Below are 15557 nucleotides of genomic sequence, written 5' to 3'. Positions count from 1 at the left end.
AGGATTAATGAATGAATGAACATTATAGAGTACTAATCCATTGTAATGATGAAAAAGGGCTAGTATACAAAGTATCCGGTATTTTTTATCACCGTAATCTGAATATTATCTCTAACAATGAATTTGTAGATAAAGCGCATAATAAATTTTTTATGCGAAGTGTTGTTGCCGGTGAAATCGCTCCTGATGTACTCAGAAGCGAACTTAAAGCAGTTCTACCTGCAAATGCTCATTTAGAAGTGATTGCTCCCCGTAAAAAACGGGTTGTATTGATGGCAACGAAAGAATCCCATGCGTTGGGTGATATTTTAATCCGATACGAAGCGGGTGAACTCGATTGTCATATTATCGGTGTTGTCTCTAATTATGATCTGCTTGAACCGTTGGTTTCTAAATTTAATATCCCTTTTTATACGGTATCGCATGAGGGATGTGATCGAGATGAGCATGAAAAGCGTGTGATAGCCCAACTTTCACAACTCGGTGAGATTGATTATATTGTATTGGCAAAATATATGCGTATTTTGACTCCACAATTTGTGGAGGCGTATGAAGATAAAATTATTAATATTCACCATTCGTTTCTCCCTGCTTTTATCGGTGCTAACCCTTACAAACAAGCGTATGAGCGGGGTGTTAAAATTATTGGAGCAACAGCTCATTTTGTCAATAATCATCTTGATGAGGGGCCTATTATCGCTCAAGACGTTATTCATGTCAATCATGCTTACGGATGGGAAGAGATGCAACGATTAGGGCGTGATGTTGAAAAAATTGTGTTATCGAAAGCATTGAAACTGGCATTGGAAGATCGTATTTTTGTTCATGCCAATAAAACGATTATTTTTTAAATGTTTAACATTGTTTTAGTTAATCCCCAAATTCCTAATAATACAGGTGCTATCGGGCGGCTTTGCGTTAATACGGCTTCATCGCTTCATCTTATCAAACCGATAGGCTTTGATATTGATGAAAAAGCGGTTCGCCGTGCTGGTTTGGATTATTGGCATAAAATTGATTTACACGTATGGGAAAATATCGATGAGTTTATGGCGGCTCATCCGGTGAGGGAACGTTTTTTCTTTGCCACTACTAAAACGGATCGTCCTTATTTTGAACAGGAGTTTGAAGAGGGAGATTTCCTCTTTTTTGGAAGCGAGACCGCCGGAATCCCTTCTGAAATTTTAGAAGCGTATCCAAATCAGACAATGACGATTCCGATGACCAAAGAGGGGCGTAGTCTCAATCTTGCTATTAGCAGCGGAATCATCCTCTACGAAGCAATCAAACAAAATTTTAATTCTTACCGAAAGATGATGTAAAATGATGCAAATACTTGATACTTTAGTTGTCGTCCTACTGGTTCTTTTCTTAGTCTATATTTTTCGAGGATATCATCTTTCTCGTATGGAAAGAGACAATAAAGAGGATTAGAACAGTCTCTCTGCCCATCTCTCCATATTCATCTCGAACTTATCCATCCACCCGTTAGCTCTGCGAATTACCTTTGCCATTGTCTGCTCCTTGAGTTATATTAGGCAAATAGTAGAATAGTTTGTAAAATAATGTAAAAAATATTTCATTTTGTCATAAAATATAAAATTATATGTCATAATACCTACAATACATTATCAATATATCAAAAGGATTTCAATATGAAAACATTCAGTGATATTGTCGAGACGATCAAAGATATCGTCTCTTCTGAATTTCCCGAAAAAAAAGTATTTGATAAAGATGTCGCAGAGTTATTGGATATTTCTCAAATGAATTTTGCGACGATGAAAAAGCGTAATAAAGTTCCTTTTACCGAATTACTCGATTTTTGCGCTAAGCGTTCGATTGCAATTAACTGGTTATTGTATAACCAATCTCCGGAAAGTCTGATTGAACCGACTAACCGTTTTTATATGGTTCGTTATTTCTCTTCGGTAAATGCCTCTGCAGGGGGAGGCGCTGAGAATGAAGAATTAGAATATGAACCTCTGATGCTCGAAGATAACTTTGTCCTTTCCTTAGGCGGTGAAAAAGAGTTACGACATATTGAAGCGATAAATGTATCGGGTGATTCGATGGAGCCCTCTTTTAGTTATAACGATATTATTTTTATAAATCGTTCTAAGACCGATATTAGTCGTGGAGGAATTTTTACGATTCGTACGGAACATGGGTTATTTATTAAGAGATTGCAAGTACGGATTGATGGTAAACTTGATATTATTTCAGATAATAAAGACTATCCGACTTACGTTGCCGCTAAAGATGAAGTTGAAATCATCGGAAGGGTCGTAGGGCGATTTGGCGGAGTTGAATAAAATTGGATATTGAAATGAAAACTACCTATTGGATGAGTGGAATCTTATTGATGGCATTAAGCGGGTGCAGTACCCACACACCTGTTGTCTCCGCATCCAAAACGTTAACTTCTCTTCCAAAGCTTGATGTAAATCAAAGTGTTTTAGATGATCCTTTCTGCTGTATGCTTCCTCAAGATCTTGATATGAAATTACCTGAGTTTGGCCCGAAAGTTAATGATCTGGAACGATTTGAACAGTCAATGGTTCCTTATGTTGAACAAAACGGCATTGATCGAGAAAGTTTATTGGAAATACAAACAACATTTGGCGGACGCTATTTTTCTCCATGGGGTTATAATGCCCCTCCCCAAAAAGTTCAAGAGATTATGTGGCCTTTGCGTGCATTTAGAGGAGGATATGGGAGTAACCTCAGACCTGTATCTCCTTCATGGTTCGAAGAGATAAAAAATATTAGCAATTTTGATGCATACGGCTCAATCAATAAAAAAGCGATTACCCTAAAATGGATGAACATACGGGCACTTCCTACCGATAAGCCGCTCTATAAAGATCCTTCAAAAGCAGGGGACGGTTATCCCTTTGATCTTTTACAAAACAGCAGTGTCAATTACAATGAACCTATATTTGTCTCTCATATTTCAGACGATGGTGCTTGGAGTTATATTTTTACGAATAATGCTTCAGGTTGGGTTCCATCGGATGGTGTAAGTTTTATTGATGATGCGACAGCTTTATCGATTCAAAAATCGGAAAAAGTATTTATTACGGAAGATAATATTGCATTCCACGATGAGGCAAATCGATTTGCGGCCTATTCCCGAGTGGGAATGGTATTGCCATTGGATCACGTGGAGGGTGAATATTATTATGTCAAAGCAGTTGATTCCAATAACACTATTAAAATCTTGTCTCTCCCTAAACATTCAGCACACGTTGGAGTGAGTCGATTAAATAAGAGTGACTTGATTGCAATCGGAACACAATTGCTCAAAAATACTTATGGATGGGGCGGTATGTACGGAGAGAGAGATTGCTCTTCCATGATACGCGATTTTATGACCCCTTTTGGGATTTGGCTTCCGAGGAATTCTGCATCACAGTCTCGTAAGGGGGAAGTAGTCTCTTTTACAGGGCTAAGTGATGATGAAAAACTCTTTGCTATTAAAGAGTACGGTATTCCGTTTGAGACAATCCTCTATCTTAAAGGGCATGTATTGCTTTATGTTGGGACTTATCAGGAAAGTGTCATGGTAATGCATAACATTTGGGGAATTCGTACGATTGATAAACAGGGGAATAAGGGGCGTCATATCATTGGAAAAGCGGTTATTAGTACTTTAGAGTTGGGAGCTGAACTGGATGAATTTGATCCAGCAATGAAATTGCTCACGCGGATAGAGAGTATGAATATCTTTACAAAAACTCCACTCACACTTACCCGTCAGGGCAAAACATTTATTAAAAAGAAATCTCTTTAATTTATCCCCGAATATCGAGAAGGGAACCGTACATCTCATCTTGTGTTCTTATAGTCTGAACATTGGATTGTGTTGCTTTTTCGATAACCATTTGATCGGTTAACTCTTTCGAGAGATCGGTTTGAGATTTTTCTCCGGCTTTTGCAGAGGCTTCCGCGGTATTCGCTTTAGTTCCTCCATTTTGTGTTTCACTAATTGTTGTATTTTGGGGAGTGAAACCGTCGGTATTGACATTCGCTACATTATGAGCATTATTATTCATCCATGTCTGATGGGAAGCGATGGAAGAGACGTTTGAGCTTATCATGGTTAGCTCCTTTGTTTAAATGATGTATCAGTATAGAATCCATCACCTTAAACGGTGATAGAAAATAGAGATTAGTGTAAATCTGCGTTTAATTTAACTTCACGAGTTGAGCGGCGGATGAGCAATTGTCCCGTTGTGGAGTCTTGACGGTAGTGAATACCGTTTAGTCCTACCAAATCTTTCCCTTTAAAGCTCACTCCACTCAGTGTTTTTGATGGGTTGGCTTCTTGGATTTTTTGGAGTTCCTCGGCACTTACCGCAAATTTGGTTCCCGCTAATACGGCAATCCCCGCATCGACGATACATCCATCACCGAGCGCAATACCGGTAACCGAGTTGGCGCCCAATAGAGTATTCTTTCCGATGGTAACAGGAATACCGTCAGTACCGCTGAGAACACCGAGAATGGAAGCTCCTCCACCGACGTCTGAACCATCACCTACAACGGCAGAACTTGATATCCGCCCCTCAACCATGCTGACACCCGTGGTTCCCGCATTGAAGTTGACATAACTTGCACCCGGCATGATCGTAGTACCTGCATGGAGTTGTGCGCCGAAACGGACTTTTGAATCGTCTAATACTCGGGTATTGTTTGCAGGGATGATATGTTGGAGATAGCGTGGGAATTTGTCAACAAAATCGATTTTCGGATATTCGTTGGCAAATTTGAGTTCGATTTCGTTTTCACGGAGCCATTCGAGCTCTATCGGCTGACCGTCCGACCAAGCAACGTTGTGCAGTGCACCGAATGCACCGTTTAGGTTTAGTGAACGAAGAGCCGCTTTGGAAGTAGAGAGGGCATAGAGTTTAAGGTAGGTTCCCTCGACGCTCGTACAAGCAACGTCATTGAAAAGGATAACGAGACGGAATTCACCATCACGCATACCGCGCTCTTTGATTTGGTTGTAAAGGGCTGAGATCACTTGGATATTTTTGTGTGCATCACCGTAAGCTTCGTCGGAGTAAGGGGTAAATGCATTTAAACACCCTTCTAAAAATTTAAGGGTTACGGGGATGATAACTTCATCGGTATTAAAATCGATTACACATCCTTGCTCTTGCGCACTTTTGATAAAGATTGCCGCACTACCGAAGTTTTCGTTCCAGTTAATATGCGGATAGGTCGCTTGCAGGATTTTAGAACCATCAAGCTGACCGAAATCAACACGGCAGATACCGAATCCAAGAGGATTTTTGTATCCAGCGGTGTTTTGAATCTCTTGCACACATGCTTTAAAAGCGGCTTCGGTCTCTAAAATTTCCATATTTTCTCTCTTGGTGTAAAATTAATAGAGAATTTTACCATAAGAGCCTATGTATGGGTTGAATGTTGCGTGTTATACTACGATCATATTTTTGAATGGATTTATTATGGAACACTGGATTACTTTATTAAAAGCAAACGACTATCTCGGAATAAAAAAATACCTTAAAATCGGCGGAAATCCGAATTCGGCAGAAGAGAACGGCGAATCGGTCATCTGTTTTGCGATGCGCTACCATTGTGATAGTGATATTTTAGATCTTTTGATCGATAACGGGGCTGATTTGAATCATGTTGACAATGAGGGGGTAAGTGTTTTTGATGTAGCGGTCACTTACAATGTTCTTGCGATAATCGAACGTTTGATTGACGGTGGATTTGATGTTAATCGTCCGACACGTCGCAGCGGATTCACCCCACTGATGGGAGCCGTATGTTATGGTCGGGTCGAAGTAATTAAAAAATTGATTGAAAAAGGTGTTGATATTACGGCCAGAGATAATCATGGACTCAGCGCACTTGATTTTGCCCGTAAAATGCACAAGAAATCGATTTTAGCTCTATTGCAAGGAGAAAAGAGTGGAACAGATTAAAACTTTTTTATTGCTTGGATCGCTGAGCATTTTATTTGTTTTTATCGGAGGATATCTCGGAGGGCAGGAGGGTATGTTCATTGCTTTGGTGATGGCCGGTGGTATGAACTTCTATGCTTACTATTTTTCCGATACGATGATCCTCAAACACTATAATGCACAAGAAGTAGATCCCCGTGAAGCCCCGATGCTCTATCGTGTTGTTGAACGGTTAGTAGAACGGGCTGAGCTTCCTATGCCGAAGATCTATATCGTTCATGATCATATTCCCAATGCATTTGCAACGGGGCGCAATCCTGAACATGCCGCAGTTGCGATAACAACCGGATTGCTTGAACTACTGAACGAAGATGAAATAGAGGGGGTGATGGCACATGAACTTTCTCATGTCGCCCATCGTGATATTCTCGTTGCGACTGTTGCGGCGACGATTGCGGGTGCGGTTGCATTTATCGCCAATATGCTTCAATTCGGAGCAATGTTCGGTAGTCGTAATAATCGCGGAAATCCGATTATAATGATTGTGATGGCCATTTTGTTGCCGATAGCGGCGAGTATTATACAAATGACAATTAGCCGTTCACGAGAGTTCATGGCGGATGAAGGGGCGGCACGTCTCACTGGGCATCCTGAATGGCTACAAAATGCGTTAATAAAACTTACAAATTATAATGTGCGCGGAGAGGTTCATGGAGCTACACCCGAAAATGCGCATATGTTGATCGTTAGTCCGTTTGAGGGTAAAAATTTTTCTTTTTCCAATCTTTTTCGTACCCATCCTACGACACAGCAGAGATTGGAGCGTTTGGAGGCTTTAAAAGAAGAGTTATCAGCCGAAAATGAACAAAATAAACTTTATGATCGCCATTATGTTTAACGAGAATTATTATTCAGGCTCTATTTTGAGAGTGAAATGAGGTTTTCTCGGTATTTTCTTTTTCGGGGTTTTTAGAAAAGTATGACGATAAAGTATATAAATAACGGCACTGATTCCCAATCCAATAAGTAAAAAGCTCATTTTACCCATGTTATCTCCTACATCCTTGATATAAGTAAATCGACCATTTAAATAAAATGTTTATTTTTAATTATTTTCGGTGATTTCATACGGGATAGATTTTGATTCTAACGCCTGAATAAAGAGATTAAAATTTTTGTGACATAAATTACTATCTTCTGATGCCACTGAAATTTCTACAATAGGATTTCCTCCGTTTATCATAGGTAAAGATGAAAATTCGACGCTTTGATCCATTTTTTCCATAACTTCAATCAGGGTATTTTCAGAAGTTTGTGCGATTAATGTCAGGCGGAAACGAAGTGATGCTTGTGGGTAAAAACACTTTAGTGCTTCTTCGACCATCGGATGAGACATCTCCGGGAATCCCGGCATAAAGAAGTAGCGATCCTCCAAATAGAATCCTGACATATTATTGACAACGTTGTGAAGCAGTTCAGAATTTTTCGGTAATTCCGCCATATGGATGCGGTGAGGATAGGCCGCATCGCCAAAGCGTTCGATAATGTCATGTGTAAATTGTTCATGCGGATAGAGAATTCCATTACCGAATACATCAGAGGCAATCTGGCGTGTTAAATCATCGGGGGTGGAGCCGATTCCGCCGAAACTGAACATTACGGCATTCGGGTCGTCTTTTATCATCATAAATGTATTACGGATTAAAATAGGGTCGTCTTTGATGATAAATGAAGAGAAGAGGGTAAAACCGCGAGAGATGAGAGCATCACGAATAAAAAGAAAATGCTTATCTTCGCGACGACCGTTTAGGATTTCAGAACCGATGATAACGGCATAAAAATGGGGATTTTTCATAAGAGGATTATAACACGAGATTCCCCCATAAGGGGAGAAGGAAAATTATTTGAGTTTTTCTAAAATCTCTTTTTCGACAACATCGATTTTTTGAGTTCCGTCGATGGTGATATATTTGACCGAGCTATCAACTGACGCAACACCTTGGTAGTAGTTGACAAGAGGTGCAGTTTGCTCGTGGTAGACACGGAGCCGATCCAATACCACTTCAGCTTTATCATCAGCACGTTGTACCAACTCTTCACCTGTTTCATCATCTTTATCTTCCACTTTCGGCGGGTTGAAAACAACGTGATACGTTCGACCTGAAGCGAGGTGGGCACGACGTCCTGACATACGCTCAACGATAACACTGTCGGCAACATCGATCTCGATTACGGCATCGATCGCTACACCCGCTTCTTTGAGTGCATCGGCTTGAGGAACGGTACGTGGAAAACCATCAAGGAGAAAACCGTTTTTACAATCATCTTCTAAAATACGCTCTTTGACGAGACCGATAATGATTTCATCGGTAACGAGTTTACCTGAATCCATAAACGACTTCGCCAATGTTCCCAGCTCGGTTCCCGCTTTGATCGCGGCGCGAAGCATATCACCCGTGGAGATTTGAGGGATATCGAATGCTTTGGTCAAAAACTGTGCTTGTGTCCCTTTTCCGGCACCCGGAGCACCTAATAAAATGATTTTCATATTACTTCCTATGATTAGATTTTTGATTCAATAAAGAGTTCCATCTCATCGACAATCGCTTCGATAGAGCGTTCACCGTCGATTTTTTTGAGAAGTTTTTTGGATTCATAAAAGCTTTGTATATCCGCCAAAGGATCGGTATAAACGCTCATACGATTGTTAAATACTTCTACCTTATCGTCTGCGCCGCGTGAACGTCCGAGAACGCGATCACGTGCCACCTCTTCACTGACAACCACTTCAATGACACTGACAAGTTCTATCTCGTTATCAGAAGCGAGGAATTTGTCCAGTTCATTCATTTGCTCTAATGAACGGGGATAACCGTCGAATAAAATAACATCGGAAGAGGCTGTTTTGATGGCACTGGTGATGGTGTCGATTGCGATCTCGATAGGGACGATAAGACCACGGCTGATAAAGCTGTGAATGAGTTGTCCGCGTTCGCTTCCGCTGGCTACTTCGGCGCGGAGGAGATCACCGGTAGAGTAATGAACGATTGAATCGTCGTTGCGTTGAGCTATGATCTGGGCATCGGTTGTTTTTCCTGAACCCGGTGCGCCGATAATAAGGAAAAGTTTCTTCATGCGTTATTTGGCACTTTCGCGTAGGCGAATGTGAAGCTCGCGAAGTTGTGTCAACTCAACCGGACTTGGTGCCTGCGTCATAATACAAGAGGCTTTTTGTGTTTTCGGGAATGCGATGACGTCACGGATACTATCTTTTTTAGACAATAGCATCATAAAACGATCAAACCCGATAGCAAATCCGCCGTGTGGAGGTGCTCCGAATTTGAGTGCATCGAGGAGGAACCCGAATTTCTCTTGAGCTTCCTCTTCTTCAATCCCTAGAAGGGTGAAGATTTGCTCTTGAAGCGCTTGTTTGTGGATACGGATCGATCCTCCGCCGAGTTCGGTTCCGTTGAGGACAATATCGTACGCAATCGATTCGATATCTTCAAGATGCTCGTGGTTCAAATCACGCGGCATGGTGAACGGGTGGTGAAGGGCTTTAACACGACCCTCTTCGATCTCGAACATCGGAAAGTCAACAACCCAGACAAATTCGAAGCGATCTTTGTCGATTAGGTTCATTTTCTCATGTTCGGCGATGAAGATGCGGAAACGTCCCATATAATCCCACACGGTTTTTTTGTCTCCCGCACCGAAGAAGACGACGTCGCCCACTTCCATTCCCGTACGATCAATGAGGAGCTGGAGATCTTCAGGGGAGAAGAATTTCTCTAGAGGTCCTTTGAGACCGTCCTCTTTCATTTGGAAGTAACCGAGACCTTTAGCCCCGAATTTACGGACATAATCTTCGAAACTTTTCATCTCACGTTTCGAGAACGCTAAATCGGCACCCGGAACACGAAGCGCTTTGATACGGTTCATTTTAGGATTAGCCGCGATTCCCGTAAAAATTTCGTTGTCACAACGGGCGAAGATATCGATCACATCAACCATTTTAAGATCGTATCTGAGATCGGGTTTGTCGGAACCATACCACTCCATCGCATCGGAATATTTGATACGGTTGAACGGCGTATGGACTTCGTGTCCTGCAGCAGCAAACATCCCAGTAATTAACTCTTCGGCGACACGGATAACGTCTTCTTGGTTACAGAAGCTCATTTCGACGTCGATTTGGGTAAATTCAGGTTGACGATCGGCACGCAAATCTTCGTCACGGAAACATTTTGCGATTTGGAAATAGCGGTCAAATCCGCCCACCATCAAAAGTTGTTTAAAGAGTTGCGGGGATTGTGGCAGGGCGTAGAACTCACCCTCGTGTACACGGCTCGGTACGAGATAGTCACGTGCCCCCTCTGGGGTAGATTTGGTCAAAATCGGGGTTTCCACTTCCAAAAATCCGAGGCGATCGAGTACATTACGTGCCGCGATGGCCGCTTTTGAACGGAGCATAAAGGTGTTGTACATGGCTGGATTACGCAGATCAAGGTAGCGGTATTTAAGGCGGATTTCTTCACCGACATTGTTGTCGCCGATTCCGAATGGGACGGGCTCAGAACGGTTTTCGATGATCAGCTCTTCGACGACCACTTCGATAGCACCGGTTTTAAGGCGGGGATTGACGAGACCTTCGCCACGGTTACGGACACGTCCGTGAGCGATGAGGACGAATTCGTCACGTACTTCGCTGGCAAGCTTATGCGCGTGGGCATTGTCGGCAGGGTCACACACGAGTTGAATCAGACCGCTTTTATCACGTAAGTCGATAAAAACAATTCCTCCGTGGTCACGGTAGCTATTCGCCCAACCGCACAAGACGACGTTATCGCCTACGTTTGCTTCACTTAAATCGGTACAAAAATGACTTCTCAATGCAAAGTCCTTAGATTATATTTTTCGCAATTATAGCGGGTAGAAACTTTTGGTTTGATAATAGTGTTGAGTACACCGCTTGGCGGGTGTACTAAAAATTAAGCAGGTTAACTCGAAGGTGTATCGACGGCAGTGAAAAAAGTGTTGCTTTTTGCAGTTGTACGCGGGATCGGCTGGGTCAATGCTGATTCATCTTTTTCCCCTGTACGGATACGTTCAACTTCAAGAACCGGAGTAACCCACATTTTACCTGCACCGTGGCCTAAATCTTGTGTATGGGCACGGATTGCTTCCATTGTAATGTCTTTTGTTTTTTCGTTGGATACTACGACAAAAATCATTACTTTCGGATACAGATCGGGTGCGTTGTTTTTTTCGGCGATTCCAAGTGAACCTTTTCCGATTACTTCGGTAACCGTGACCCCTTCAATCTCATTATCGAACAGTTCTCGAAGAACATCATTTAAACAGTGACGGTTGAATACAGCAGTAATCTGAACCATTTTGGACTCCTTAAGGGTTTATGATAGTGTCATTATAGGTTGAATACAGGTGAGCATTCACCAGGGAGTTGATTATTTTATAGGCAACTCATTAAAAATTGAATGCATATTTGATTCTCAATCTGATGAATAACAAAAATGTAGTTTTTCAACTAGAACACCATTTGCAATGGTTCGATTAACGAAGATCCACTAAGGAGTTAACTATGGCACGAGACACACTGATCGGCGGAGCATTATGGGAAGAGTACTCATCTGAGGTGCAACGTCGGATGAATGATCCGATCAATATGGGTGAGATTACTCAAGAAGAAGCAGATGCTGCAGAAAAAAAACTTATTATTGCCGATTTCGGTGCAGAGAGCTGTGGGGATGCGGTGCGTTTGTACTGGATGATCGATCCTAAAAATGATGTGATTGTGAAAAGTCGATTTAAAAGTTTCGGATGCGGTACAGCGATTGCCAGTTCAGACATGATGGCAGAACTCTGTATGGAAAAAACAGTTGATGAAGCGTTAAAAATTACCAATATTGATGTAGAAAAAGCACTTCGTGATGAAGAAGATATTCCAGCCGTTCCGGGGCAAAAAATGCACTGTTCGGTAATGGCGTATGATGTGATTAAAAAAGCGGCATCGATCTATAAAGGGGTCGATATGTCGGAGTTTGAGACCGAATTTATTGTCTGTGAATGTGCCCGTGTTAGTCTTGATACGCTTAAAGAGGTTATCCGTCTTAATAAACTTGAAACAATTGAACAAATTACTGATTACACCAAAGCGGGCGGTTTTTGTAAATCGTGTATTAAACCGGGCGGGCATGAGAAAAAAGATGTCTATCTTGTCGATATGCTCTCCGAGATAACAGCTGAACTTCAAAAAGAGGCGATCAGCAAAAAAATCAAAGAAGCCAAAGGGGACGGAAACTTTAATGCGATGAGTTTGGTACAAAAACTCCGCAGTATCGAATCAATCCTCGAAGAGTACATCCGTCCTACACTCAAAGCTGACCACGGGGATGTTGAAGTGATCGATCTTAAAGAGATCGACGGTGAACACGAACTCTACATCCAATACAAAGGTGAGTGTATGAGCTGTTCGATGAATACCACGACTACTCTCGCCGGTATGCAGGATATGCTTAATTTCAAACTCAAAACTAACTTGCGAGTGATGGTGGTTTAATGTCACGGGCAACCAAAGAGGGGACATTCGGGTATCTCAAAAAATTCGGTAAATACTCTCGTGACTTTTACCGTTTTAACGGAGAATTGTTTTTTTCCTCTCTCGGAATCGGAACCTATAAAGCAGAACCGTACAAAGAAGATAATTACATTATCAACTTTGCCGAGGCAATCAAAACCGCATTGCGCAACGGTATCAACTTGGTCGATACGGCAATCAATTACCGCTACCAAATCAGTGAACGCGAGATCGGTGAAGCGTTGAATGAGATGTTTGCAGCGGGTGAAATTACACGTCAAGAGGTGATAATTGCTTCTAAAGCGGGATTTATCCCTTTAGATTTCCCTTTCCCTGAGAATCCATACAGTTGGATACAGCAAAATGTTATTCAAGCTGGACTGGCCTCAAAAGAGGAAATTGTTATTGATCAGCACTGCATGAGTCCTGATTTCTTACGCTGGAGTTGTGAACAATCTCTCAAAAATCTGGGTATTGAGACATTGGATATCTTCTATTTGCATAATCCTGAAACACAACTCGGTTATGTGGATCAAGAGACGTTTTATCGCCGTATTGAAGCGGCATTTACCCTTTTTGAAGCATTAATTAGAGAGAAAAAGATTGTTAGTTACGGAATTGCGGCATGGAACGGATTTTTATATGAAGCGGATCATACCGAATACGTTTCATTGGCAAAAATAGTTGAAATTGCCCGACGTATTGGAGGAGATAATCATGGCTTTAAATACATTCAGAGCCCTTTTAATCTTGCAAAACCGCATGCATACGGCTATTCAAATCAACAATGTGAGGACGGAATGTATTATCCTTTGATGCATGCATGTGCCTCTTATGGAATTACCTATTTTGGTTCTTCGCCGTTACTTCAAAAAAATCTTTTTAAGCGTCCGTTTGCTTCAAAAATCGGTGAATTGATGAGAACATCAGAATTAAACGATGTGGCGAGCGCATTGCAGTTTGCCCGTTCTGCCGGAGCGATTAGTGCGATATTCGGTGCGGTTGATCCTTCGCATGTCGTGGATAATGCGATTTTGGCATATCTGCCTGCCGCTTCTGCCGAATCGATGAATAGTATGATGAGTGACAGTTATGCTGTATGATGTAATCGTCGTCGGAAGCGGTATCTCAGGACTCTATGCAGCGTTGTATGCTCGGCGGGCAGGTTTGCATGTCGCCCTAATTTGTAAGAGTACTCCGTTACGGTGCAATTCTGCCGTTGCATCTGGAGGGATTAATGCTGTACTTCAAACAACACAGCATGATTCAATTCGTGATCATATTGCCGATACCTTAAAAGGGGCCGATAGGTTAGGACGTTTGTCTTCTGTCAGTGCAATGGCAACCGGCGGGGAAGAGATCATCAATGAGCTGCGAGAGATGGGTGTCGTATTTGATACCCAAGAAAACGGTGCCGTTGCTCAGCGCCCTTTTGGAGGAACCAAAGCAAAACGAACCTGTTATATTGCCGATAAAACAGGTTCATCGATTACTCAAACACTCCTCGTGCAATGTCGTAAAGAGGGGGTAGAGATTTTACAGAACCACGTGATGCTCTCTATTGCTACGTTTAACGACAAACTTTCCGGCATAACCCTTTTACGTAGACGTGATTCAAACGTGATCGCGTTTGCCTGTAAGTCTCTTATATTGGCGGGAGGCGGATTCGCAGGCATTTATCGCGGACACTCGACTAACTCGCAAGAGGCTAGTGGGGATATCCTGGCTATTGCATTAAGAGCTAAAATGAGATTAGTCAATATGGAGTTTGTTCAATTCCATCCGACAACATTAGCAAACAGCGGGACATTGATCAGTGAAGCGGCACGGGGTGAGGGGGCGTTTATCGTTGATGAGAGCGGTGAGCGTTTCACGGATGAGTTGCAAACACGTGATAAGCTTTCTCGCGATATTGTTAAACATCAACTCTCCGGACATAGTGTTTATTTGGATTTTCGCCATTTGGGAGAAGAGCTGATCGATAAGAAGCTTCCCTCGGCTCGTAAACATGCTCTTAACGGGGCAGGGATCGATATCCTTACCGAATTGTTACCTATTACCCCCTCAGCCCATTACACTATGGGAGGGATATGGAGTCGGAACGATACCTCTACCGATATCGATAATGTTTTTGTATGCGGTGAATGTGCCTACAGTGGGGTACACGGGGCTAATCGACTCGGAGGGAACAGTTTACTTGAAGCGGCCTATTTCGGTCGTGTAGCGGGGTTGGAAGCTGCACGTGCGGCAAAAAGAGGGGAGTTTCATCCGATTGACTATGCCTTGGTGAATAAAGAATCCAGATACGTTGAGACCATTTTGGAAGGTGAAAATCGCTTTAACATCAATACGATGCGTCGCAACCTCGGTAATAATCTCTATAATAACGCAGGGGTATTTCGCACCCACGATTCTTTGGCTTCTTCTTTAGAATATATCCATTATCTGATGAAAATGTCATCAGGACTGTGTTGTATTAATAAAGAACGCAGTGATAATGTAGAACTATTATCGATTATCGAATTTCGCAACTCGCTTACCGTTGCCGAAGCGATGCTAATGTCGGCATTGGGACGTGAAGAGTCGCGGGGAAGCCATTACCGGAATGATTTTCCGGATAAAGATGATAAAAATTATGAAGTCAATACCATAATCCGTCGTTTGACGAAGACCTTTTTACGAATCAGTTTCGAGGGACACCTCTCTTCGGACTGGTGGCATCGAATACGAAAGTTTTTTCAAACCCAAATCGGGTAAAGAATTTAATATTATTAAATATAAGGAATATAAAATGGCAAAAGTAATGTTGCGTTACGATAGTAAAGGGGCGATTTCGTTTTATGTCGCTAAAAAAGATATGGAAGAGACCATTATCAAAAGTGAGTTTGATACGGAAGACAAATGGGGCGGTGAAGTGGAGCTTTCTAACGGTGAAACATGGTTTATCGAACCGTGTGTGAAAAAATTTCCTTCTGAAGTGGTTGCAGTTCGACGCGGAGAATAATTCTCCGCATAAA

Annotated in this window: 18 protein-coding genes; 10 read left to right on the top strand and 8 right to left on the bottom strand. The window is 42.1% G+C overall.

Annotation, left to right across the window (positions count from 1 at the left end):
* The first annotated feature begins 11 nt into the window (after positions 1-11).
* The 4 genes from purU to RMO68_RS08290 all read left to right on the top strand — a co-directional run bounded on the left by purU (position 12) and on the right by RMO68_RS08290 (position 3796).
* The gene (gene purU / locus RMO68_RS08305) at positions 12-851 is read left to right on the top strand and encodes a formyltetrahydrofolate deformylase (RefSeq protein WP_310440263.1); all 840 of its coding nucleotides are present in this window, start codon (positions 12-14) and stop codon (positions 849-851) included.
* Positions 852-1322 carry a tRNA (cytidine(34)-2'-O)-methyltransferase gene (locus RMO68_RS08300; RefSeq protein WP_310440262.1) on the top strand — a complete coding sequence of 157 codons (471 nt, stop codon included), beginning with the start codon at positions 852-854 and terminating at the stop codon, positions 1320-1322.
* 333 nt (positions 1323-1655) lie between these two features.
* A complete protein-coding gene (locus tag RMO68_RS08295) occupies positions 1656-2315 on the top strand; it encodes a S24 family peptidase (RefSeq protein ID WP_310440261.1) in 660 nt (219 codons plus the stop codon).
* A 14-nt stretch (positions 2316-2329) separates the two neighbouring features.
* Positions 2330-3796 (top strand): SH3 domain-containing protein, encoded by a 1467-nt coding sequence (locus tag RMO68_RS08290; RefSeq protein ID WP_310440260.1) that lies wholly within the window; start codon positions 2330-2332, stop codon positions 3794-3796.
* Position 3797: 1 nt separating this feature from the next.
* Here RMO68_RS08290 and RMO68_RS08285 read toward each other — a convergent pair whose 3' ends face one another.
* Entirely contained in the window at positions 3798-4103 is a 306-nt protein-coding gene (locus RMO68_RS08285; protein WP_310440259.1) for a flagellar basal body rod C-terminal domain-containing protein, read from the bottom strand.
* Positions 4104-4174: 71 nt separating this feature from the next.
* A complete protein-coding gene (locus tag RMO68_RS08280) occupies positions 4175-5371 on the bottom strand; it encodes a tetrahydrodipicolinate N-succinyltransferase N-terminal domain-containing protein (RefSeq protein WP_310440258.1) in 1197 nt (398 codons plus the stop codon).
* 106 nt (positions 5372-5477) lie between these two features.
* Here RMO68_RS08280 and RMO68_RS08275 point away from each other — a divergent pair, with 106 nt between their 5' ends.
* Both RMO68_RS08275 and htpX read left to right on the top strand, forming a co-directional pair.
* The gene (locus tag RMO68_RS08275) at positions 5478-5963 is read left to right on the top strand and encodes an ankyrin repeat domain-containing protein (RefSeq protein WP_310440256.1); all 486 of its coding nucleotides are present in this window, start codon (positions 5478-5480) and stop codon (positions 5961-5963) included.
* Positions 5950-6840 (top strand): zinc metalloprotease HtpX, encoded by an 891-nt coding sequence (htpX, locus tag RMO68_RS08270; RefSeq protein ID WP_310440255.1) that lies wholly within the window; start codon positions 5950-5952, stop codon positions 6838-6840. Before RMO68_RS08275 ends, htpX begins: the two co-directional genes overlap by 14 nt.
* Positions 6841-6849: 9 nt before the next feature.
* Here the strand turns inward: htpX and RMO68_RS08265 are convergent, their stop codons facing one another.
* The 6 genes from RMO68_RS08265 to RMO68_RS08240 all read right to left on the bottom strand — a co-directional run bounded on the left by RMO68_RS08265 (position 6850) and on the right by RMO68_RS08240 (position 11338).
* Positions 6850-6990 (bottom strand): hypothetical protein, encoded by a 141-nt coding sequence (locus RMO68_RS08265; RefSeq protein WP_310440254.1) that lies wholly within the window; start codon positions 6988-6990, stop codon positions 6850-6852.
* A gap of 57 nt (positions 6991-7047) precedes the next feature.
* Positions 7048-7797, bottom strand: coding sequence for a competence/damage-inducible protein A (locus RMO68_RS08260; RefSeq protein WP_310440253.1), 750 nt, complete (start codon positions 7795-7797; stop codon positions 7048-7050).
* A gap of 45 nt (positions 7798-7842) precedes the next feature.
* A complete protein-coding gene (gene adk / locus RMO68_RS08255; RefSeq protein WP_310440252.1) occupies positions 7843-8490 on the bottom strand; it encodes an adenylate kinase in 648 nt (215 codons plus the stop codon).
* A 14-nt stretch (positions 8491-8504) separates the two neighbouring features.
* Positions 8505-9077 (bottom strand): adenylate kinase, encoded by a 573-nt coding sequence (locus tag RMO68_RS08250; RefSeq protein ID WP_310440251.1) that lies wholly within the window; start codon positions 9075-9077, stop codon positions 8505-8507.
* 3 nt (positions 9078-9080) lie between these two features.
* Positions 9081-10835 (bottom strand): aspartate--tRNA ligase, encoded by a 1755-nt coding sequence (gene aspS / locus RMO68_RS08245; protein WP_310440250.1) that lies wholly within the window; start codon positions 10833-10835, stop codon positions 9081-9083.
* Positions 10836-10942: 107 nt separating this feature from the next.
* Positions 10943-11338, bottom strand: coding sequence for a P-II family nitrogen regulator (locus RMO68_RS08240; RefSeq protein WP_310440249.1), 396 nt, complete (start codon positions 11336-11338; stop codon positions 10943-10945).
* Between the two features lie 206 nt (positions 11339-11544).
* Between RMO68_RS08240 and RMO68_RS08235 the strand changes: the two genes are divergently transcribed.
* From RMO68_RS08235 to nifT, 4 genes are read left to right on the top strand one after another with little or no spacing between them, the layout of a single operon-like run.
* Positions 11545-12522 (top strand): iron-sulfur cluster assembly scaffold protein, encoded by a 978-nt coding sequence (locus tag RMO68_RS08235; protein ID WP_310440248.1) that lies wholly within the window; start codon positions 11545-11547, stop codon positions 12520-12522.
* Positions 12522-13643, top strand: a complete 1122-nt coding sequence (locus RMO68_RS08230) for an aldo/keto reductase (RefSeq protein ID WP_310440247.1) — start codon at positions 12522-12524, stop codon at positions 13641-13643. The genes RMO68_RS08235 and RMO68_RS08230 overlap by 1 nt, the downstream gene beginning before the upstream one ends.
* Positions 13633-15297 (top strand): FAD-dependent oxidoreductase, encoded by a 1665-nt coding sequence (locus RMO68_RS08225; protein WP_310440315.1) that lies wholly within the window; start codon positions 13633-13635, stop codon positions 15295-15297. Before RMO68_RS08230 ends, RMO68_RS08225 begins: the two co-directional genes overlap by 11 nt.
* 34 nt (positions 15298-15331) lie before the next feature.
* A complete protein-coding gene (nifT, locus tag RMO68_RS08220) occupies positions 15332-15544 on the top strand; it encodes a putative nitrogen fixation protein NifT (RefSeq protein WP_310440246.1) in 213 nt (70 codons plus the stop codon).
* The last annotated feature ends 13 nt before the right edge of the window (positions 15545-15557 follow it).

The sequence above is a fragment of the Sulfuricurvum sp. genome, from assembly GCF_031427015.1.
Taxonomy (GTDB): domain Bacteria; phylum Campylobacterota; class Campylobacteria; order Campylobacterales; family Sulfurimonadaceae; genus Sulfuricurvum.
This window is presented reverse-complemented; position numbering and strand designations above follow the sequence as displayed.

Bases quoted from the DNA above. Each gene is read 5' to 3' on its own strand.
- RMO68_RS08285 (WP_310440259.1), bottom strand. From the start codon at position 4,103: ATGATAAGCTCAAACGTCTCTTCCATCGCTTCCCATCAGACATGGATG.
- RMO68_RS08280 (WP_310440258.1), bottom strand. From the start codon at position 5,371: ATGGAAATTTTAGAGACCGAAGCCGCTTTTAAAGCATGTGTGCAAGAG.
- RMO68_RS08230 (WP_310440247.1), top strand. From the start codon at position 12,522: ATGTCACGGGCAACCAAAGAGGGGACATTCGGGTATCTCAAAAAATTC.
- nifT (WP_310440246.1), top strand. From the start codon at position 15,332: ATGGCAAAAGTAATGTTGCGTTACGATAGTAAAGGGGCGATTTCGTTT.
- RMO68_RS08260 (WP_310440253.1), bottom strand. From the start codon at position 7,797: ATGAAAAATCCCCATTTTTATGCCGTTATCATCGGTTCTGAAATCCTA.
- RMO68_RS08235 (WP_310440248.1), top strand. From the start codon at position 11,545: ATGGCACGAGACACACTGATCGGCGGAGCATTATGGGAAGAGTACTCA.
- RMO68_RS08290 (WP_310440260.1), top strand. From the start codon at position 2,330: ATGAAAACTACCTATTGGATGAGTGGAATCTTATTGATGGCATTAAGC.
- RMO68_RS08300 (WP_310440262.1), top strand. From the start codon at position 852: ATGTTTAACATTGTTTTAGTTAATCCCCAAATTCCTAATAATACAGGT.
- RMO68_RS08240 (WP_310440249.1), bottom strand. From the start codon at position 11,338: ATGGTTCAGATTACTGCTGTATTCAACCGTCACTGTTTAAATGATGTT.
- adk (WP_310440252.1), bottom strand. From the start codon at position 8,490: ATGAAAATCATTTTATTAGGTGCTCCGGGTGCCGGAAAAGGGACACAA.
- RMO68_RS08295 (WP_310440261.1), top strand. From the start codon at position 1,656: ATGAAAACATTCAGTGATATTGTCGAGACGATCAAAGATATCGTCTCT.
- RMO68_RS08250 (WP_310440251.1), bottom strand. From the start codon at position 9,077: ATGAAGAAACTTTTCCTTATTATCGGCGCACCGGGTTCAGGAAAAACA.
- RMO68_RS08265 (WP_310440254.1), bottom strand. From the start codon at position 6,990: ATGGGTAAAATGAGCTTTTTACTTATTGGATTGGGAATCAGTGCCGTT.
- RMO68_RS08275 (WP_310440256.1), top strand. From the start codon at position 5,478: ATGGAACACTGGATTACTTTATTAAAAGCAAACGACTATCTCGGAATA.
- RMO68_RS08225 (WP_310440315.1), top strand. From the start codon at position 13,633: ATGCTGTATGATGTAATCGTCGTCGGAAGCGGTATCTCAGGACTCTAT.
- purU (WP_310440263.1), top strand. From the start codon at position 12: ATGAATGAACATTATAGAGTACTAATCCATTGTAATGATGAAAAAGGG.